The organism is Moraxella sp. FZLJ2109 (assembly GCF_024296965.1).
Taxonomy (GTDB): domain Bacteria; phylum Pseudomonadota; class Gammaproteobacteria; order Pseudomonadales; family Moraxellaceae; genus Moraxella.
In genome coordinates, this window is the sequence record NZ_CP101112.1 from 1359578 (window position 1) to 1378458 (window position 18881).

At 46.6% G+C, this 18881-nt stretch carries 20 protein-coding genes; 14 read left to right on the forward strand and 6 right to left on the reverse strand.

Annotated elements, in window-relative coordinates:
- Positions 1–2: 2 nt before the first annotated feature.
- Both rpoA and rplQ read left to right on the forward strand, forming a co-directional pair.
- A complete protein-coding gene (gene rpoA, locus NKU06_RS06350) occupies positions 3–1007 on the forward strand; it encodes a DNA-directed RNA polymerase subunit alpha (protein WP_253223025.1) in 1005 nt (334 codons plus the stop codon).
- A gap of 18 nt (positions 1008–1025) precedes the next feature.
- On the forward strand, positions 1026–1385 hold the full coding sequence (rplQ, locus tag NKU06_RS06355) for a 50S ribosomal protein L17 (RefSeq protein WP_078254892.1): 360 nt from the start codon (positions 1026–1028) through the stop codon (positions 1383–1385).
- Between the two features lie 66 nt (positions 1386–1451).
- Here the strand turns inward: rplQ and NKU06_RS06360 are convergent, their stop codons facing one another.
- Together NKU06_RS06360 and NKU06_RS06365 are read right to left on the reverse strand one after the other, a co-directional pair.
- Positions 1452–2057, reverse strand: a complete 606-nt coding sequence (locus tag NKU06_RS06360) for a Sua5/YciO/YrdC/YwlC family protein (RefSeq protein WP_254729506.1) — start codon at positions 2055–2057, stop codon at positions 1452–1454.
- 9 nt (positions 2058–2066) lie between these two features.
- Complete coding sequence (locus NKU06_RS06365; RefSeq protein WP_254729508.1) at positions 2067–2810, reverse strand: elongation factor P hydroxylase; 744 nt, start codon at positions 2808–2810, stop codon at positions 2067–2069.
- 125 nt (positions 2811–2935) lie between these two features.
- Between NKU06_RS06365 and NKU06_RS06370 the strand changes: the two genes are divergently transcribed.
- The 4 genes from NKU06_RS06370 (at position 2936) to fabG (ending at position 5767) form a co-directional block, all read left to right on the forward strand.
- Positions 2936–3478: a DUF177 domain-containing protein gene (locus tag NKU06_RS06370; RefSeq protein WP_254729510.1), complete on the forward strand. Its 543-nt coding sequence runs from the start codon at positions 2936–2938 to the stop codon at positions 3476–3478.
- A 241-nt stretch (positions 3479–3719) separates the two neighbouring features.
- Complete coding sequence (gene rpmF / locus NKU06_RS06375; protein ID WP_003656952.1) at positions 3720–3902, forward strand: 50S ribosomal protein L32; 183 nt, start codon at positions 3720–3722, stop codon at positions 3900–3902.
- 180 nt (positions 3903–4082) lie between these two features.
- Positions 4083–5042 (forward strand): ACP S-malonyltransferase, encoded by a 960-nt coding sequence (gene fabD / locus NKU06_RS06380; protein WP_254729512.1) that lies wholly within the window; start codon positions 4083–4085, stop codon positions 5040–5042.
- Positions 5039–5767, forward strand: coding sequence for a 3-oxoacyl-ACP reductase FabG (gene fabG, locus NKU06_RS06385; RefSeq protein ID WP_254729514.1), 729 nt, complete (start codon positions 5039–5041; stop codon positions 5765–5767). Before fabD ends, fabG begins: the two co-directional genes overlap by 4 nt.
- Before the next feature lie 189 nt (positions 5768–5956).
- On the opposite strand, the gene NKU06_RS06390 is transcribed toward fabG, so the two are convergent.
- Positions 5957–6949 (reverse strand): IS110 family transposase, encoded by a 993-nt coding sequence (locus tag NKU06_RS06390; RefSeq protein ID WP_254729516.1) that lies wholly within the window; start codon positions 6947–6949, stop codon positions 5957–5959.
- Positions 6950–7411: 462 nt separating this feature from the next.
- Here NKU06_RS06390 and acpP point away from each other — a divergent pair, with 462 nt between their 5' ends.
- The 3 genes from acpP (at position 7412) to NKU06_RS06405 (ending at position 9123) form a co-directional block, all read left to right on the forward strand.
- The gene (acpP, locus tag NKU06_RS06395; RefSeq protein ID WP_078318466.1) at positions 7412–7648 is read left to right on the forward strand and encodes an acyl carrier protein; all 237 of its coding nucleotides are present in this window, start codon (positions 7412–7414) and stop codon (positions 7646–7648) included.
- 217 nt (positions 7649–7865) lie between these two features.
- The gene (gene lysM, locus NKU06_RS06400; protein ID WP_254729518.1) at positions 7866–8363 is read left to right on the forward strand and encodes a peptidoglycan-binding protein LysM; all 498 of its coding nucleotides are present in this window, start codon (positions 7866–7868) and stop codon (positions 8361–8363) included.
- 154 nt (positions 8364–8517) lie between these two features.
- Complete coding sequence (locus NKU06_RS06405) at positions 8518–9123, forward strand: hypothetical protein (protein ID WP_253223033.1); 606 nt, start codon at positions 8518–8520, stop codon at positions 9121–9123.
- Here the strand turns inward: NKU06_RS06405 and queG are convergent.
- Positions 9120–10298, reverse strand: a complete 1179-nt coding sequence (queG, locus tag NKU06_RS06410) for a tRNA epoxyqueuosine(34) reductase QueG (protein ID WP_371928040.1) — start codon at positions 10296–10298, stop codon at positions 9120–9122. The two genes, NKU06_RS06405 and queG, sit on opposite strands and share 4 nt — an antisense overlap.
- On the reverse strand, positions 10276–10629 hold the full coding sequence (locus NKU06_RS06415) for a DUF4124 domain-containing protein (protein ID WP_253223035.1): 354 nt from the start codon (positions 10627–10629) through the stop codon (positions 10276–10278). Before NKU06_RS06415 ends, queG begins: the two co-directional genes overlap by 23 nt.
- A gap of 570 nt (positions 10630–11199) precedes the next feature.
- On the opposite strand from NKU06_RS06415, the gene NKU06_RS06420 reads away from it, so the two are divergent.
- The 5 genes from NKU06_RS06420 to gorA all read left to right on the forward strand — a co-directional run bounded on the left by NKU06_RS06420 (position 11200) and on the right by gorA (position 16532).
- Positions 11200–12924, forward strand: a complete 1725-nt coding sequence (locus NKU06_RS06420) for an acetolactate synthase 3 large subunit (protein ID WP_254732169.1) — start codon at positions 11200–11202, stop codon at positions 12922–12924.
- Entirely contained in the window at positions 12924–13439 is a 516-nt protein-coding gene (ilvN, locus tag NKU06_RS06425; protein WP_078254880.1) for an acetolactate synthase small subunit, read from the forward strand. The genes NKU06_RS06420 and ilvN overlap by 1 nt, the downstream gene beginning before the upstream one ends.
- An 11-nt stretch (positions 13440–13450) precedes the next feature.
- Positions 13451–13945, forward strand: coding sequence for a hypothetical protein (locus tag NKU06_RS06430; protein WP_254729522.1), 495 nt, complete (start codon positions 13451–13453; stop codon positions 13943–13945).
- A gap of 58 nt (positions 13946–14003) precedes the next feature.
- A complete protein-coding gene (gene ilvC / locus NKU06_RS06435; RefSeq protein WP_078254878.1) occupies positions 14004–15026 on the forward strand; it encodes a ketol-acid reductoisomerase in 1023 nt (340 codons plus the stop codon).
- 150 nt (positions 15027–15176) lie between these two features.
- Positions 15177–16532, forward strand: a complete 1356-nt coding sequence (gene gorA, locus NKU06_RS06440) for a glutathione-disulfide reductase (protein ID WP_254732171.1) — start codon at positions 15177–15179, stop codon at positions 16530–16532.
- A gap of 93 nt (positions 16533–16625) precedes the next feature.
- Here gorA and NKU06_RS06445 read toward each other — a convergent pair whose 3' ends face one another.
- The gene (locus NKU06_RS06445; RefSeq protein WP_254729524.1) at positions 16626–18830 is read right to left on the reverse strand and encodes a carboxy terminal-processing peptidase; all 2205 of its coding nucleotides are present in this window, start codon (positions 18828–18830) and stop codon (positions 16626–16628) included.
- Between the last annotated feature and the right edge of the window lie 51 nt (positions 18831–18881).

Below are 18881 nucleotides of genomic sequence, written 5' to 3' on the forward strand. Positions count from 1 at the left end.
CTATGACAAATGCAACTGAGTTTCTAACACCGAGCGCGATTAGCGTTGATACGGTTAATGAAACGACTGCTAAGGTCACGCTCGAGCCGTTAGAACGCGGTTTTGGGCATACACTAGGTAATGCTCTACGCCGCATTCTACTATCTTCTTTGTCTGGTGCTGCAGTCATTGAGGCTGAGATTGAGGGTGTGGATCATGAGTATTCTACTCTAGAAGGTCTGCAAGAAGATGTTCTAGATCTTCTACTTAACCTAAAGTCTTTGGCGATCATCCTGCACGATCAGCATGAAGCTTACTTGACTTTGGATAAAAAGGGTGCAGGCGTCGTAACAGCTGCTGACCTTGAATTGCCACATAATGTCGAAATCGCCAATCCAAACTTGGTGCTAGGTACATTGAGTGAGCGTGGTCATCTGAAGATGCGTCTTCGTGTGGTGACCGGTCGTGGCTATGAGCCTGCGAATCAGCGTCGTGAAGATGCGAATTCTAAAGTAATTGGCCGCTTGAAGTTGGATGCCAGCTTCAGCCCAATTCTACGAGTTGCATACGATGTTGAAAACGCTCGTGTTGAGCAGCGTACCGATCTTGATAAATTGATTATCGAGCTTGAGACCAATGGCACGATCGACCCTGAAGAAGCTATTCGCAAAGCTGCAACCATTCTACAACAGCAAATCGCTATTTTCGTAGATTTGGAAGCGGAAGAAGCTCCTGAACCAATCAAAGAAAAAGAAGAGATTGACCCTGTACTATTGCGTCCAGTGGATGATCTTGAGCTAACGGTTCGTTCGGCTAACTGCTTGAAAGCTGAAAATATTTATTACATCGGTGATTTGGTACAGCGTACAGAAACTGAACTGCTGAAAACGCCAAATCTGGGTAAGAAATCATTGACCGAAATCAAAGATGTACTGGCATCTAAAGATTTGGAACTTGGTATGCGTCTAGAAAACTGGCCACCAAGCGATTTGCGTGTCGATGATCGTTTCTCTTATCGTAGCCGCTAATTTTAAGGATACTTGACCATGCGACATCGTAAAAGCGGAGTCAAGCTGGGTCGCACCAGCAGCCATCGTAAGGCTATGTTCCAGAACATGACTAACTCACTGTTCGAGCATGAGCTAATCAAAACCACTTTGCCAAAAGCAAAAGAGCTTCGCCGCGTTGCTGAGCCACTAATCACTTTGGCAAAAGAAGACAGCGTTGCAAATCGTCGTCTAGCGTTCAGCCGTATGCGTAACAAAGATATGGTAGGTAAACTATTTGCTGAGCTTGGTCCACGCTACCAAACTCGCCCAGGTGGTTACCTACGCATCATCAAGTGCGGTTTCCGTGATGGTGACAATGCACCTATGGCATATGTAGAGCTTGTTGATCGTCCATAATCAACCGCTTTATGAGTAAAAACCCTGATTTAGCATCAGGGTTTTTCTTATTTGTAATAACTGAATTTATGCTTCAAAAGCTGCGTCGCCTTGCTGCACAATGACAATGTCATCTTGGCTGATGTCAATCAAGGTTGGCACGGCTTGTGTAAGTTCGCCTGCATTCATGAAGCCATCGACCAGATTTTCTACCGCCATTTCCGCTTCATAGCTGCTGTAATAGGTCGGTACTTCATTTGTAATGATGATAGGCAGGCTTACAAATGGTTCATCTAATTTATCAAGTAATGCTGTCACAATTGGTGTAGTGGCGATGCGTACGGCGATGGTTTTGCTTTTATCATCCACAAGTTTTTTCGGGGTGGCTTTGGTGGGAATAAGTGCAAAATCAATGCCTGTGCCAAGCTTGTTTTTCATCACGCGGTGCGCAAAATTGGTCACTTCGCCATAGTGTGAAATTTGGCTTAAATCTTGGCAAATCAGCACGGCTTTGGCGGATTGTCCTGCCATGCGCTGCGCTTGTTTTAGTGCGGATTTGGCATTCAGTGATAAGGCAAGCTGATAGCCGTGTGCATCAGGATAGACGATCAGCTGATCATCCTTGAGCGCTTGTACAACTTGAGCAATGATGCGATCTTGTGGATTGTCAGGGTGAATGTAGTAGGTTTGCATAAATTATCCTTAAATGTCTTGATGAAATGTCGGCTGGCTTAAGCTTAAGAATACCCAAAGCAGCCGGCGTGCATCGCGGGGTAGGCTTGTTGGATGATTCAGATAATCACTGGCTTTGGCATAGACATCAGCAGCAAAGGTGCTTTTGGATGTGTCAAAATCGGCATTAAGATTATCTTGTGAGACATAAAAATACCGCCCCAAGGCAAGGCTTAGCAAGCACTCGATCGCTTGCGGGATGACTTCCACTTGCTCAAAGATGGCTTGGGTTTGCTCATTTCTGCCGTCACTTTCGTACCAGTAGCCGAAGTCATTTTGTGTGCGGCGTTCGCGTCCTGCCACGCACCAGTGGCTGATCTCATGCAGCGCACTTTGGAAAAACCCATGCGCAAATTCAATGCGTGCAGGCGCATGTTCTGATGCAGGGAAATATTCAGGCTCGCCATTACCGCGTACCAGCACAGTCGGCATCTGGGCAAGTTTTGGGTTGTTAAATAATGCATTAAATAGCTCAATCAGCCACTCGGTCAAAGCGTGCTCATCATCGGTATTGCCCTTAATCGCTTGCCAATGCTGATACAGTTTTTGCCACTTGGCGGTATTGATTTGGGCAAATAATTGTTCATAATCTTTAATCAGCTGCTTTTCACAATGAAAATTTTGCCAAAGCGTATGAATGCGCGCGGCAGTCTTGTCATCATTTGCTTGGGCGCACTGTGACAAATCGGGCGAAAGTTGGTTAAAATCAATCATATTCGTGTCGTTTTAAATATTTTGCTTTATTATAATGCCTTTACTAGATTTTGGCTGATAAATTTTACTTTTGAAATCATGGAAAATATGCCATAATAATCAATCATTCACAACGATCGACAGCTATGATGCAGACGCACAAACACCCCGAACATCAGACTTTACCTAATAATATATTGCTAGAAAAATGGGCGGATATTGGCTTTCATTGGCACGGAGAGATCGCCATCAGTGAGATGCCGCGCTTATCTGAGCAGACTGTGGGTGCAGGCGCATTGTCGGTGGTTGCAGATTTACAAAAAACTGATGGCGTTTTGTGGCTGAATTATACGGTGAGAGGCGCGGTCGATGTCGGCTGTCAGCGCTGTCTTGAGCCGATGTCGTTTGATTTATCAGGCACTTATCGCTTGGCATTGTTGCAGTCTGAAGATGAGATTGCTAAGACTGATGGCGAAGAGTTTGTGCTGATTGATGAGCTTGGCGAGTCGGCGCGCCGCCTATTGCCGATCAAAGAACTTTTGGAAGATGAGCTGATGTTGGCATTGCCGTTATCGCCGCGCCATGATGATTGTGATTTGCTTATTGAGTCGGTTGGTGATGAGATCGAAGAAGAAGAGAGTGAAAATCCTTTTGCGGCTTTGGCGGCATTAAAGGGTAAATTTTCATAATTATCAAGCAGTTAATTCGCATTTCATCGGACTGGCGAATTTTTGATGAAAAGATTTGTAAATTTTTGCGATTAGGCTTTGAAATTTACAAAATTTTTGCGTATAATACAGCGTTTATTGTGCATAGGTCTATGATGGACGGCGATTGATGCTTAATCGCATTGACACAAATTGACAAAGACGCACGAACCGTTTATTTCTTGATGGGCAAACTGCCCAACTGACTTAATTAGGAGCTATCATGGCAGTTCAACAAAACCGCAAGAGCCGCTCACGCCGTGACATGCGTCGTTCACACGACCATATCGCTATTGCTGAGCTAAGCATCGATTCTACTACTGGCGAAAAACACCTTCGCCACCACGCGACCAAAGACGGTTTCTACCGTGGTCGTCAGCTATTCAAGGTTAGCCAAGATAGCTAAGCATTACCTTAAGTAATGGACAAGCCAAGCCTACATTGTCACAATGAGCTTGGCTTTTTATTTTTGCAAAATTTCCTGCATTTGGGTAAACAAATGTATTTTTTTGTCGATAAACTGTGATAAAATTAGCGTAATTAGCTTTATAAAAATCAGTTGAAACCATCGATAATTAGGTGAATAATGACTCAAGATAATTTGAATATCGCCAAGCGTTTGGCGGTGGTGTTTCCCGGACAAGGATCACAGACGGTCGGCATGATGAATGAGCTTGCCGAAAGCTTTGAGAGCGTGCGTAAGGCTTTTGACGAAGCGAGTGCGGCGCTGGGCTTTGATCTGTGGGAAGTGACGCAGGACGAAAGCCGCCTGAACAAGACCGAATACACGCAGCCCGCGCTATTGGTGTCGAGCGTGGCGATTTGGCAGATCATTGAGCCGATGCTTGCTAAGCAATCACTAAAGCCGCTGTATTTGGCGGGACATTCTTTGGGCGAGTACAGCGCGCTTGTGGCATCAGGTGTGTTGTCATTGGGCGATGCAGCTAAGCTTGTGCATGAGCGCGGCAAGCTGATGACGGCAGCGGTCAAGGGTATGGATACGCAGATGGCGGCTGTGCTCGGTCTGGAAGATGAGCAAGTGGCAAGCTTATGCGAAGAAGTCAGTAGCAGCACGGGCGTGGTCAATGCTGCTAATTTCAACAGCCCTGGTCAAGTGGTTGTCGCAGGCACGGCGGTCGGTGTGGCGGGTGTGCTGTCAGCGGTCGAAGGACTTGGCAAAAAAGCCGTACCGCTTAAGGTATCTGTGCCGTCGCATTGTCAGCTAATGAATCCTGCCAGTGATGCATTGGCAGAGCTATTGAACGCGACCCAATTTAACGAAGCGAAAATCGCCGTCATCCAAAATCGCCATGCCAAAGTGCATACCGACATTGCTGATATCAAGCTTGCCTTGACCGAGCAGCTGTCTATGCCAGTGCAGTGGTCAAAAACCATGCAGAAGCTTGCCGATCAAGAGATTGAGCTTGTCATCGAATGCGGACCAGGCAATGTATTGTCAAACCTTGCCAAGCGTCAAGCCACCCCAATCACCGCTTTGCCAACGGATAAATTGGCACGCCTAGAAAAACTGGAGAATTTGGCATGAGTCGTAAAATTGTATTAGTCACAGGCGCAAGCCGCGGTATCGGTAAAGCCATCGCCCAACGCTTCGCAGATGAAGGGCATTTCGTCATCGGCACAGCGACCAGCGAAAAAGGCGCAGATACCATCAGTGAATATCTGAGCGAGTCAGGCGGTATCGGTCGCGTGCTGGATGTCTGCAGTGATGAAGATATTGATAAGCTGTTTGAAGAAATTGACAGTGTCTATGGCGGCATCAATGTGCTGGTGAATAACGCAGGCATTACCAAAGATGGTCTATTAATGCGTATGAAAGATGAAGACTGGGCAAGCGTCATCGACACCAACCTAACTTCTATCTATCGTATGAGCCGCCGCGCTGTGCGTGGTATGATGAAAGCGCGTCATGGCCGCATCATCAACATCACATCAGTCGTCGGTCAAATGGGTAATGCAGGACAAACCAACTACGCCGCCACCAAAGCAGGCGTAGAAGGCTTCAGCCGTGCATTAGCGCGTGAAATTGGCTCTCGTGGCGTGACCGTGAACTGTGTCGCCCCCGGCTTTGTCGAAACCGACATGACCGAAGAGCTGGACGAGCGCCTAATCAACTCAATGCTCGACGCCGTCCCAATGGGTCGCATGGCACAGCCAGAAGAAATCGCCGCTGCTGTATCATTCCTAGCCAGTGATGAAGCGAGCTATATTACGGGGACGGTATTAGCAGTGAATGGCGGTATGTACATGTAATCGTCTTCGTACTGAGCTTGTCTTGCTGCGTTAAACTCGCTCGATGTATTACTTATACACCGCCGCTTGTTTGCCTTGCAATACAAGCTCATTACTGTGATGATTGTTAATGGTTGGGTTTATTGCGTCGTTAGATTCGCTCAATGTACTAGGTGCGTAGATACCATCTCCCAACCCCAAAGTCAAACCCTAAATTGCCTGAATTTGTGGTTGGTAGGGTTTTTGGTGTTTAATGACACCAAAACAGATTTGTACAAGCTTACGCATGGCAGCACATAAAGCCTGCATCTTGCATTTGCCATTTTGTTGTAAGCGTTCGTACTGGTCTTTAATATCAGGATTGTATTGAGTAGCCACCACTGCTGCCATATACAATTTGGCACGAATGCTTGAATTGCCGGTTTTAGCCAGCCTTGACCTGCCCCTAAATAAGCCTGATTCTTGCTGCTTGGGAATCAGTCCTAAAAAGGCGGATACTTGCTTAGCATTATTAAATTGTTTGGTATTAAACAAAGCAAGCATTTGTCTTGAGATGACTTGTCCTACGCCTTTGATGCTTTGTAGTAACGCTTGATCGGCTTTGAGTTTGGGGTGGCGTTTGATGTGATTATCTATATCGTCATTTAATGCTTTGATGGCTTGTTTCAGATGGGCAATGACCGCATCAATGGAGTCTTTGACTGCCTTTGGTGTGTCAGTTGCCTCTGCTTTTTCTTTACGATTTTCTTCTCGTTGTAAGTCTTCATGTAACGCATCAAGACGAGACAGCAGAGATTTTAAATGACGAGCTTCATGACTTGGGGCAATCCAGATGTCGGGCTGTGTGGTTGCACCGTATTTGGCAAGGATGATACTGTCTTTTTTATCGGTCTTTTGTCTAACACCCAAGCTGTCAGCATAGTGTTTGACAAAAGCAGGATTAATAATACTCACCTGAAAGCCTAAGTCATATAAGTAATAGGCTAGGTTTTCATGATACACTCCTGTGGCTTCTAGGACGATGTGAATGTCGTTAAAACTGACATCAGAACCCAAATTGTCTGCTAGCCAGTCGCTAAGCCGTATAAAGTCTTCAAGTGTGTTGTCAAAGATTTTGGTTTTGACTTTCATGCTTGATAAGTCTTTGAGCCAAGCCACATCCAGTTTATGTTTACTGACATCAACACCGATGTAATAAGTCATTGCATCTATCCTTGTTCATTCAGCATCATTGATTGTATGACAATCAAGTGCTTGGATACCATTCAGATTTACGATGAAAAGGAAGTTACTTGGGTTTAATCTACAAAACAGCATCAAAGTACTTAGGGTGCGTAAAAACTCACAAGTAACTTAGGTTGATGGTATAATCTACCATGCTACCACCAAGATAGCTAGTCTTAGGTGGTAAGATACAAGGGTGCGTTGTACGCACCATTAAGATAAGCAATGTATCAATTTCCATAAGGTTTTAATTGCCCAAACACAAGATTGCCACAACCCAAAACCATTGACAAAGCCCAATTTTGCCATTATCCTGAATAAAAAGTGTACATCTGTATTCAAAACACTTGCACTTTTTTGTGAAATCTATTATCATAGCCCTAAGTTTCATCTTGGCCGTAGGCATCGTGCCACAGGCTTAATTATCCAAAGGAAAGTATCATGAGCGACATCGAAGCTAAAGTTAAAGACGCAGTAGCAGAGCAGTTAGGCTTGAGCGTTGACGAAATCAAAAACGACGCATCTTTTATGGATGACCTAGGCGCAGACTCACTAGACCTGGTTGAGCTAGTAATGGCATTCGAAAGCAGCTTTGGCATCACCATCCCTGATGAAGATTCAGCTGAGCTGACTACTGTTCAAAAAGCCATCGACTATGTATCTGCAAAAGTTGCATAATCTTATGCTGAGCATCAGATGATAAAAAGCCACCATTTGGTGGTTTTTTATTTGTCCAATTACAAGACTTGTGCAGTTGAGTGGCAATGCTACACAAGTTTACACATTTACTTAACTTTATAGGGTTTTCTGTCATAATTATTGGCTATTATAAACTTAACCAATCGTGATATGTGATTGGCGGAATTTTTAAGTTTACAATAATCTGGAGTGAACCATGGGTATTTTTAGCTTTGCCAAAGACATCGGCGACAAAATCTTTAATCGTGACAAAAAAGAAGCTGCAACCGAGCAAGCGCCAGCAGCCACACAAGCTGCACCAGCAGAGCCGACCGCACAAGAAATCGCTAATTTGCTATTGGCACGCATCCAAGCACAAAATGTCAATATCGCAGGCTTGAAAGTCAATTATAACGGCGACACCGACACTGTGACGCTAGAAGGTACTGCCAAGACCCAAGAAGACCGCGAGCGTGCGCGTTTGGCGGTGGGTAATGTGCAGCATGTTGAGACTGTTGTTGATAATATCGAAGTTGAAGCACCTGCTGAAGAGTCGCGTTTTTATACCGTCAAATCAGGCGACAACCTATCAAAAATCGCCAAAGAAATGTACGGCAACGCCAATGACTATATGAAAATCTTCGATGCCAACAAGCCAATGCTATCGCATCCTGACAAGATTTATGTCGGTCAAGTATTGCGTATCCCTGCTTAAGTCTAATTGGCTAAGTGATACTTTTAAAGTGTTGCGCTTCATAGTAAAAATCCCAAGTTTAATGCTTGGGATTTTTTGCATCATGCGTTTAAACCATGCGCAATTTGCTTTATATTTATTGTAAGATAAAAAATTAGGTAAGGAAAACAAGATAATGAATACCAAATTTGTATTGATTGCTGTGATGACGGTTGTTGTTATGACTGCTTGTACGGCGCAAACCATTCAGTCGCCTGTGGTGAAAGATGGCACTAATCAAGCTCAAGATATAAATCCCCAAGAAGTAACTAGGCATCAAGTACAAACTGATAGCCTGTATTCTGTACAATTGGCAGATTTTCAAAATAATGCGGTGGGCTTATCGGAATATTTAAACGCCATCAATGACCCTGCTTATGTTGATATGCACTTAAAGCATGATCCGAAGCAAACAGTTGTGCTGTTTACCGATGCAAATACTGAGCGTCGGCAGATTTGGTTTGCAAATTTGCAGGATAAATTTGGCAAGCAACTTGTGCTAAAGCAAGCGACTATTAGTAAGACTCAAGCAGATGGGGAATGGGCGCAGATTTCGACTATTTTCAATAAGCAGGGTATTGCAATGAATGGTGGTTATGACATTGAGACCGAGAGACATCAAGTGAGTGTGGATGCGGCAGATGCTGAGCGAGCGGCGCAGCTGTTAAAATCTCTGCCGTATTTTTCGCGCATTGATATTAAAGCAGGTGCTTTGGCAGTTTCGGAAATGGGCACACCCTAAATCACCAACAATTCTAGTTCATTTGCCGCCCAGTGAATATGCTCATCGAGCATGGCGCTGATACCAAGGCGTGTGCGTAGGGCGGTGATAATGGCAGCGCGCGCATTGGTATCAGCAGGGCGGCTATTGCCAAGCGCGATGGCGGTATTGCGCAGAAGATTGAGATAGCCTGTGCGTCTTAGGGGTGAGCCTTCGGTCTTGGTCAGAAATTCTTCTTCGCTCCAATTCCATACTTGAAGTAGGGTAATATCATCCAGTCCATGACGCGGCGCATAATCAGGCACGGTGCTGATTTTGGCATAGCGATTCCACGGGCAGATCAGCTGACAGTCATCACAGCCGAAGATGCGATTGCCGATGGCTTTGCGGTATTTGACATCGATCGCGCCATCATGCTCAATGGTCAGGTAAGAAATGCACGCGCCAGCATCGAGTGTATGCGGTGCGATGATCGCGCGCGTGGGGCAGATGTCGATGCAGGCTTGGCAGCTGCCGCAGTGCGATTTCACCTGTGTGGAGAGATTCGGCTCGGCAAGCTCAAGGCTGATAAATAGCTCACCAAGATTAAAAAACGAACCTGCTTGTCGATTGATCAGCAAAGTATGCTTGCCTGTCCAGCCAAGCCCTGCATGATCAGCGATCGGACGCTCAAAGATCGGCGCTGAGTCGCTGAACGGTCGAAAGACAAAAGGCTTGTCTGTGCCGATGGACAGATGCGCCCAGTTGGGCAGTTCTTGCTCGATGGCGCGCGCCAATTTTTTCAGCTGCTGACGCACTGTCTTATGATAGTCGCGACCGCGCGCATAGCGGGCGATGATTGCATGATTGGGTCGCTCATTATCATCCACGCGGCGCGGCGATGGCAGCTCGTGCAAATAATCCATGCGCACACTGATGATGGTCTTAGCACCACCGACCAGCTTATGCGGATTGGCTCTAAGTTCGTGATTATCCTGCATAAAATCCAGCGTGCCGTTCAAGCCCTGATCCAGCCATGCCCTAAGCGCGGCTGTCTGCTCGGCAAACAAGGGGTGATGCACACTTAAAAAACCGCAATCAGCAAAGCCAAGCTCGAATGCTTTATCCTTAATCCATGCGCGTACGGCAGCGACATCAGGCAGTGGCGTCATCTCAATGCGATTTTCCATAGTACTAGCCACGGCACTGCTCGGCAAGTAAGGCGCGGATTTGTGCTTGGTGGGCGGCGACTTGTGCATCATCAAGCTTGATTTTGAGGCCATCTGGGGTGATTTCGTGGATGACACCGCCTGCGGATAATACTGCCAAATTCTCGGTCAGTTGCTTGCATTCGGCGGTGGAATTGGCGGTATTGGCTGATTTGGTCGGGGCGCTGGCATAAAAAACCGCCACAGGCTCAAAGCCGCGACCCACAGGCGGCGTCTGGCTATAGACGATCTCGCCGCCTTGTCCGATAGATTTATACACCATCGGCGCTGCCAGTGCAGGCGCGGTCGCGAGCATCAAGCCAAACAAGAAAAATCGCATAAACCACCAATTGATCATCAATAATTGGGCTATTTTATCATATCAAGGATTGGTGGGTGCAACTTTATCATACAAATCCGCAAGACTATCATAAGCCTAAAGATAACCAAAACTTATGATTGAATGAAAAAATTTTCTATGAATTAAACGGGTGGATTTGACAAAAAGCACTTGGCAAGTGATCGTTTTTCGGTTAAGATAGACAGTATTGTTTTTGATAGGGTGAAAACAAACCGCCTTATCATGAAGTCGGCGTAGGTATTTTATCAGATACTGCGTTTGTGCGATTGGTGCCATCGGATTACCGTTTGATGACGCAAGATTGTACATTGCACTAGGACTTATCGGTCTGCAAGACACAAGAAATCTTCTCTCATCCTTTCTTGTTTTGGCAGCTTATGTTGTCATCTTGCCTACAAGTTCATCTGCACGCAGAGCTATTTTATCTCGCCATTCGTCTGCACATTGCCAATTGGCAAAAGGATGTAACTTATGACGCAAACTACCCAAAAAGATGCAACCGCGCAGTTCCATGATGCCCAAGAACGCTTGGCGCGTGGCGAAACTGTGATGATGTCAGGTGGCGAAATGTTGGTTCAAGCCTTGATTGATGAAGGTGTTGAGTACATTTTCGGTTATCCTGGTGGTGCGGTACTGCACATTTATGACGCCTTATTTAAACAAGATAAAATCGAACATATCCTAGTTCGTCACGAGCAAGCAGCAGGTCATATGGCAGATGCTTATAGCCGTACAACGGGCAAAACAGGCGTGGTGCTGGCGACTTCTGGTCCTGGTGCGACCAATACCGTGACCGCGATTGCCACCGCTTATATGGACTCAATCCCGATGGTCATCTTGGCAGGTCAGGTACCGACAACGCTGATCGGTGATGATGCATTCCAAGAATGTGACATGGTGGGTATCTCGCGTCCGATCGTCAAACACAGCTTCCAAGTGCGCAGCGCCGAAGAAATCCCTGCAGTGATCAAAAAAGCCTTCTATATCGCAGGCTCAGGTCGCCCAGGTCCTGTGGTGGTCGATATTCCAAAAGACATGACCAACCCGAGCGATAAATTTGCTTATCATATGCCTGAGACGGTGTCGATGCGTTCATATCAGCCGACGCACAAAGGGCATAGCGGTCAGATCAAAAAAGCCATCGAAACGCTACTGGCTGCCAAGCGTCCAGTGCTGTATTCAGGTGGCGGTGTGATTCTTGGCAATGCCAGCGATGAGCTGCGCCAATTGGCAGATCTATTAAAACTGCCAGTGACCAATACTTTGATGGGCTTGGGTGCTTATCCTGGTTCGGGCGAGCAGTTCATCGGTATGCTGGGTATGCATGGCACTTATGAAGCCAACATGACCATGCACCATGCGGATGTGATTTTGGCGATTGGTGCACGCTTTGATGACCGTGTCACCAACAATGTCAAAAAATTCTGCCCAAATGCAACCGTCATTCATATTGATGTCGATCCTGCTAGCATCTCAAAAACCATCACCGCACATATCCCTATCGTTGGTGATGTCAAGCTTGTGCTGACTGAGATGTTAGCTCAGCTTGCTGAGACTGATAAGCGCATCGATGAACACGCGCTTAATGACTGGTGGCAACAAATCAACGAATGGCGTAAGCGCCACGGTCTGCGCTATGATGAAGACGACATGAATGCTGAGATCCACGCCATCAAGCCGCAGCATGTGGTAGAGACGCTGTACAAGCTGACCAATGGTCAAGCGATCATCACATCCGATGTCGGTCAGCACCAAATGTTCGCCGCTTTGTATTATAAATATGATGAGCCGCGCCAATGGCTGAATTCAGGTGGTCTAGGTACGATGGGTGTCGGCTTGCCGTATGCAATGGCAGCCAAGCTTGCTCGTCCCGAAAAGACTGTCGTCTGTATCACGGGTGAAGGCTCGATTCAGATGAATATCCAAGAGCTGTCAACCTGCTTACAGTACAATCTACCTGTAAAAATCCTAAACCTAAACAACGCTCAACTGGGCATGGTCAAGCAGTGGCAAGATATGCTATACGAAGCACGCCATGCACAGTCGTATATGAAGTCGTTGCCTGATTTTGTGAAGCTTGCCGAAAGCTATGGTCATAAAGGCGTAAAAATCACCAATCCTGCGACAATGGAAGAAGAGCTAAAAGCCGCTCTTGAGATGGACGGCTTGGTATTCATTGATGTGTATGTGGATAAGAGCGAACACGTCTATCCGATGCAAGTGGCAGGTCAGTCAATGCGTGATATGTGGCTATCAAAAGGGGAGCGTACCTAATGTCAAATCAAGTCCATAAACATCTGATTTCTGTATTGATGGAAAACGAAGCAGGGTCGCTATCTCGTGTGGTTGGTCTGTTTTCACAGCGTGGCTACAACATTGATACGCTCAATGTCGCCGCAACCGATGATCCGACGATTTCTCGTCTGACGCTGACGACCATCACCACCAATGATAAGATTGAACAAATCACCAAGCAGCTACATAAGCTCATTGAAGTGGTCAAGGTACAAAATCTGTCTGAAATCAGTGGCGGTAGCCAAATCGAGCGTGAGCTGATGCTGATTAAAGTGCGTGCCACAGGCTCACACCGCGAAGAAGTCAAGCGTACGGCGGATATTTTCCGTGCCCAAATCGTCGATGTCACCCCAAATCTGTACACCATCTTGATTACTGGTGATGCTGGCAAGCTTGATGGCTTTATCGATGTCATCGGCCGTGATCGTATCCTAGAAGTGGTGCGCTCTGGCGTGATCGGTATCGCGCGTGGTGAGAAGACTTTGAGTTTGTAATTAGTGATGTTATGAAAAAATTTCTAGCAATTGCACTTTTGGGCTTTGGATTAGCAGCATCTGGTAGTGCTTTGGCTGGTGCAGCCCAGATGTTTGGCAAAACCACTTGCTATGTCTTTAGTAATGGTAAATTACAAAGCAAAGCACAATGCCAAATGTATAAAGAAGAAGGTGCCAATTCAGTTTATCCAACTTATGGTTTTGATAATTATAAGGTGAAAACGCCAAAGCATGGTGTGATTTCTGTCATTAATAGCACTTCTTGTGAGCGTGAAAATTGGTGCGAAAGCGAACATACCATCAATGGTAAGAATGCAACTTCTCAATATCGTGCAGCAACTAAAGGTTATAAAATTTTGACCGAAGATCAAGCATTCAAGACCAAAGGCGCATTGATTTGTGATAAGACAAGCAATGGCAAGCTTGAAATTTGCACACCAATTGAGAAAAAAGGTCTGAGTATGGGCTTTGATTTCGACAGCCTGCCAAGTTGGACCGAAAACTAATTAACTTTAACCAACTCGTTTTAGATTTGAAAACGATTTTTAACAAAAGGAAACTCTTATGAGCCTAAATATCTATTATGACAAAGATTGTGATTTGTCAATCATCCAAAGCAAAAAAGTCGCCATCATCGGCTACGGTTCTCAAGGTCATGCACACGCATTGAACCTAAAAGACTCAGGCGTTGATGTGACCGTTGGTCTGCGTGCCGGTTCTGCTTCTTGGAAAAAAGCTGAAAACGCTGGCCTAAAAGTCGCTGAAACTGCCGACGCGGTCGCTGGTGCGGATGTGGTCATGATCTTGACCCCAGACGAATTCCAACGTCAACTTTATAAAGAAGTCATCGAGCCAAACATCAAGCAAGGTGCAACTTTGGCATTTGCTCATGGCTTTGCGATCCACTACAACCAAGTTGAGCCACGTAGCGATCTAGACGTAATCATGGTTGCACCAAAAGCACCAGGCCACACTGTACGCTCTGAGTTCACCAAAGGTGGTGGTATCCCTGATTTGATCGCTGTATGGCGTGATGCATCAGGCTCAGCTAAGCAGCTTGCACTGTCTTATGCAGCAGGCGTGGGCGGTGGCCGTTCTGGTATCATCGAAACTACTTTTAAAGATGAGACCGAAACTGACCTATTTGGTGAGCAAGCGGTTCTATGCGGTGGTGCAGTTGAGCTTGTGAAGATGGGCTTTGAAACCCTAGTAGAAGCAGGCTATGCACCAGAGATGGCATACTTTGAATGCTTGCACGAGCTTAAGCTGATTGTTGATTTGATGTATGAAGGCGGTATCGCTGACATGAACTACTCAATCTCTAACAACGCTGAGTACGGTGAGTATGTGACTGGCCCAGAAGTCATCAACGAAGAATCACGCAAAGCCATGCGTAATGCTCTAAAACGCATCCAAGATGGCGAATACGCGAAGATGTTCATCGCTGAAGGTATGACCAACTACCCATCAATGACTGCTCGTCGCCGCAACAATGCAGCACACCCAATCGAAACTACAGGTGCTAAGCTACGCGCGATGATGCCATGGATCGGTGGCAACAAGATCATCGATAAAGAAAAGAACTAATTCATCAGTTCTGATTGTCAAGAACAGTCATCCTATGGGTGGCTGTTTTTTTGTGCCAAAAAAGCTTGCAAAGAGAGAATGGTGGTGTCATCATAGTTCATAAATGGTCAGCGACTGTGCTGAATTTATTGATTGGACAAATTAAGGTTAATTATGAAACATTATGATTATATTGCTATCGGTGGCGGCAGCGGCGGTATCGCATCGATCAATCGCGCGGCAAGTTATGGCAAAAAATGCGCCATTATCGAAGCACGACACATCGGCGGTACTTGTGTGAATGTCGGCTGTGTACCGAAGAAAATCATGTGGCATGGTGCGCAATTGGCAGATGCGATTGCCAAGCATGCGCCTGATTATGGCTTTGATGTTACGGTTAATGGCTTTGATTTTGCAACTTTGGTCAAAAATCGACAAGCTTACATCGAGCGTGTGCATCAGTCTTATCAGCGCGGCTTTGATAATAATAAAGTGGAAGTGATCACAGGATTTGCCAAATTCATCGACAAAAACACTGTTGAAGTAAACGGCGAGCAGATCACCGCCGATCATATCTTGATCGCCACAGGCGGTCGCCCAAGTCGCCCTGACATCGAAGGTAGCGAGCTTGGCATTGATTCGGATGGATTTTTTGAGCTGACAGCACTGCCTAAGCGCATTGCGGTGGTTGGTGCAGGCTATATCGCTGTTGAGCTGGCAGGTGTGGTCAATAGCCTTGGTGCAGATACGCAGCTTTTGGTGCGTGGTGATAAGCCGCTGCGTAATTTTGATGCTGATATTGTTGAGACCTTGGTCAAGGTGATGGATAAAGATGGCATTGAGCTTGTGACGGCAGCATCGCCATCTAAGCTTAGCAAGAATGATGACGGCAACATCACCATCACACTTGCTGATGGTCGCACGATTGAGACGGACTGTGTGGTCTGGGCGATTGGGCGCGATCCTGCGACGGACGGCATTGGGCTTGACACTGTCGGCGTGGCGATGAATGACAAAGGGCAAATCATCGTCGATGAATACCAAAATACCAACATCGATGGCATCTATGCGGTCGGTGATATTATCGCAGGCGGCATTGCGCTGACGCCTGTGGCGGTAGCGGCAGGTCGTCGTCTGTCTGAGCGACTGTTCAATAACAAACCAAATGAGAAGCTTGATTATCGCCTTGTGCCGACGGTGATGTTCAGCCATCCACCGATTGGGACGATCGGCATGACCGAAGAACAGGCGGTGGCGTACTATGGCGCCGATCAGATCAAGGTCTATCATTCAAGCTTTACGCCAATGTACAGCGCGGTGACGCAGCATCGCGAGCCTTGCCGCATGAAGCTTGTGTGCCTAGGCAGTGATGAGAAAATCATCGGTCTGCATGGTATTGGCTTTGGGGTTGATGAGATGATTCAAGGCTTTGCGGTGGCGATCAAAATGGGTGCAACCAAGGCAGACTTTGATAATACCGTCGCCATCCATCCGACAGGCTCAGAAGAGTTTGTGACGATGCGATGAGTGTGTTGTTCATTTAACACCAATAAAAAATCAGCCATCATTGAAAAGATGATGGCTGATTTTTTTTGCGGCTGTTTTTATTGCCAAGCAAGCTTATTTGGCAGATTTAGCCTGTGCGGTTTGTGGTTTATCCGCATCAAACATTAGATGCGCTGCTTCTAGCACATAGGCTTCGCTCTCTGGCAGTTTCGGGCGTTCGTTCTCTTTCATTGCCGCGCGCTCTTCGGCGATGGCATCTAGGTTGGCTTGATAAGTGGACCAACTGGTGAACGGTGTTTCGCCCGTGGCTTGACGGCGTGCATTTTCGGCAGCCAAGGTCTGATCTTCGATGTCTTTTAGCTTAGCACGGCGTTTGTTTAAGCTGACTTCGGCAGGTTTTTTATCATCATCAAGTGCGCGGATGTCGTTGAGTTTATTTAGGAAAATAAACTGTGGATCATGTGCTTGGCGTGCTTGTGATTGCTCGTTCAAAGTCTCGATTAATGCTTGTGAATACTTACCTTCAGCGGTGTAGTTGGTCGATGCGATGGTATCCCAAGGTAGTGGGTTTTTGTATTCGCGTTCGCCAAATTCCATACCTTTATAGATATTGACCAGTTCGACATCAGGCACGACGCCTTTGTTTTGGGTGCTGCCACCATTGACGCGGTAGAATTTGTTTTGGGTAATGGTCATTGAGCCTAATGCCAAATCATCGCGCTGTGCTTGTGCTGAGCCCTTACCTGTGGTGGTGCTACCGACGATCAGACCAAGTCCATAATCTTGAATAGCAGCAGCAAAAATCTCACTGGCAGATGCTGAGCCTAAGTTCACAAGCACCGCCATATCGCCTTGGTACAGCTGCTTGCCGCCATCACCATCGCGATAGATACGCACATTGCCGCGGTTGTCACGGATCTGTACCAGTGGGCCTTCTTTGATGAAGAAGCCGAGCATTTTGGCGACTTCATCGAGTGAGCCGCCTGGATTGTTACGCAGATCGACAACCAGACCATCAATGCCTTGGGCAGTCATGTCTTTGAGTGCTTTTTCGGTGTCATTGCTAACGCTGCGGTATTGACTGGCGTCCAAGCCTTCACGGCGCGCTTGGAAGTTTAGATAAAACGATGGAATCTCAAGCACGCCGACGCGTTTGTTCACCCCTTCATATGGCACTTCGATGATGCGATGCTGTACGCCCGATTCTTCTTGTTGGATGACATCGCGCGTGAGTGTCACGGTGCGCGCTTGTGAATCTGGGGTGTTGGGCTGTTTGACACGGATGGTAACATTGGTGCCGCGCTTACCACGGATCAAGGCGACAATCTCGCGCGTGGTATAGCCGACAGTATCGACCATCGCTTCACCATCTTGGGCGACGCCGATGATCAGATCGTTGGCACGCACTTGTCCAGACTTAGCAGCAGGGCCGCCATCGACTAGGCTGATGATGCGAATATAATCAGGATTTTTACGATCTGGGCGGATTGATACGCCAATGCCTTCAAGCTGTAGGCTGTTTTGGATCTGCATATCTTGGGCTTGTACAGGCGCAAAATAATTACTGTGCGGATCATAGGTCAGCGTCGCCGAATCTAGGATGTATTCCATGATTTCGTCATTTTTTAGTCGTTGAAGTTGCTCTTGTTGGCGCGTTAGGCGGTTAAGCAAAATCTCAGTTGGCGTGCGACTTTCTGCCTTGACCAAGTCTTGACCGCGCGACAGCTCAGGATTGTCCAGATAAGCTTGGTCTTTGGCTTTGTCATCTTCTTGGCTGATGGTCAGATTGATCAGTGAATAGGTCAGCTGATTTTGCCAATAGGCGTGCTGCTCTTGCTTTGAGCCAAAGTGTGGCGCATCTTCGCGATCGATAACGATGCTTTGATCGGTATTCAGATTGATTGGTTTTGCCAAGAAGTTTTTGGCAAAGTCATAATATTCATTTGAGCGCGTGCGATAGCGTTCAAAAATCTCAATCCCTGCACTCAGATCGCCACGCAGCAGACGCTGTGCATAGCTTGCGCCGTATTTGGCGGTGAATTCATCGATGTCTGATTGTAAAAATAGTGTATGATTTGGGTCAAGTTTATCAAAATACATCGTTAAGATTTTGTTGCCCATTTGCTCATCCATGCGCTCATCCAAATAATGCGCGCGATCGAGCAAAATCCCAACCTGGCGTGCGGTGATGCGCTGTTCAGGCGATGGCGAAAAAGCGGCTTGATCGGCAGCATTGGCAACGCCAGCGTAGCTTTGGGTGATGATGACACCAGCGACTGCGGTTGCGATGCCAGAAAGTAGATATTGGCGCTTCGACATGGGTAATCCTTATTTGAATACTTATTCAAGATCATGGTGATAAAAATAATG

Coding starts and splice junctions, on each gene's coding strand:
- rpoA (WP_253223025.1), top strand. CDS start 3: ATGACAAATGCAACTGAGTTTCTAACACCGAGCGCGATTAGCGTTGAT.
- rplQ (WP_078254892.1), top strand. CDS start 1,026: ATGCGACATCGTAAAAGCGGAGTCAAGCTGGGTCGCACCAGCAGCCAT.
- NKU06_RS06360 (WP_254729506.1), bottom strand. CDS start 2,057: ATGCAAACCTACTACATTCACCCTGACAATCCACAAGATCGCATCATT.
- NKU06_RS06365 (WP_254729508.1), bottom strand. CDS start 2,810: ATGATTGATTTTAACCAACTTTCGCCCGATTTGTCACAGTGCGCCCAA.
- NKU06_RS06370 (WP_254729510.1), top strand. CDS start 2,936: ATGATGCAGACGCACAAACACCCCGAACATCAGACTTTACCTAATAAT.
- rpmF (WP_003656952.1), top strand. CDS start 3,720: ATGGCAGTTCAACAAAACCGCAAGAGCCGCTCACGCCGTGACATGCGT.
- fabD (WP_254729512.1), top strand. CDS start 4,083: ATGACTCAAGATAATTTGAATATCGCCAAGCGTTTGGCGGTGGTGTTT.
- fabG (WP_254729514.1), top strand. CDS start 5,039: ATGAGTCGTAAAATTGTATTAGTCACAGGCGCAAGCCGCGGTATCGGT.
- NKU06_RS06390 (WP_254729516.1), bottom strand. CDS start 6,949: ATGACTTATTACATCGGTGTTGATGTCAGTAAACATAAACTGGATGTG.
- acpP (WP_078318466.1), top strand. CDS start 7,412: ATGAGCGACATCGAAGCTAAAGTTAAAGACGCAGTAGCAGAGCAGTTA.
- lysM (WP_254729518.1), top strand. CDS start 7,866: ATGGGTATTTTTAGCTTTGCCAAAGACATCGGCGACAAAATCTTTAAT.
- NKU06_RS06405 (WP_253223033.1), top strand. CDS start 8,518: ATGAATACCAAATTTGTATTGATTGCTGTGATGACGGTTGTTGTTATG.
- NKU06_RS06415 (WP_253223035.1), bottom strand. CDS start 10,629: ATGCGATTTTTCTTGTTTGGCTTGATGCTCGCGACCGCGCCTGCACTG.
- NKU06_RS06420 (WP_254732169.1), top strand. CDS start 11,200: ATGATGTCAGGTGGCGAAATGTTGGTTCAAGCCTTGATTGATGAAGGT.
- ilvN (WP_078254880.1), top strand. CDS start 12,924: ATGTCAAATCAAGTCCATAAACATCTGATTTCTGTATTGATGGAAAAC.
- NKU06_RS06430 (WP_254729522.1), top strand. CDS start 13,451: ATGAAAAAATTTCTAGCAATTGCACTTTTGGGCTTTGGATTAGCAGCA.
- ilvC (WP_078254878.1), top strand. CDS start 14,004: ATGAGCCTAAATATCTATTATGACAAAGATTGTGATTTGTCAATCATC.
- NKU06_RS06445 (WP_254729524.1), bottom strand. CDS start 18,830: ATGTCGAAGCGCCAATATCTACTTTCTGGCATCGCAACCGCAGTCGCT.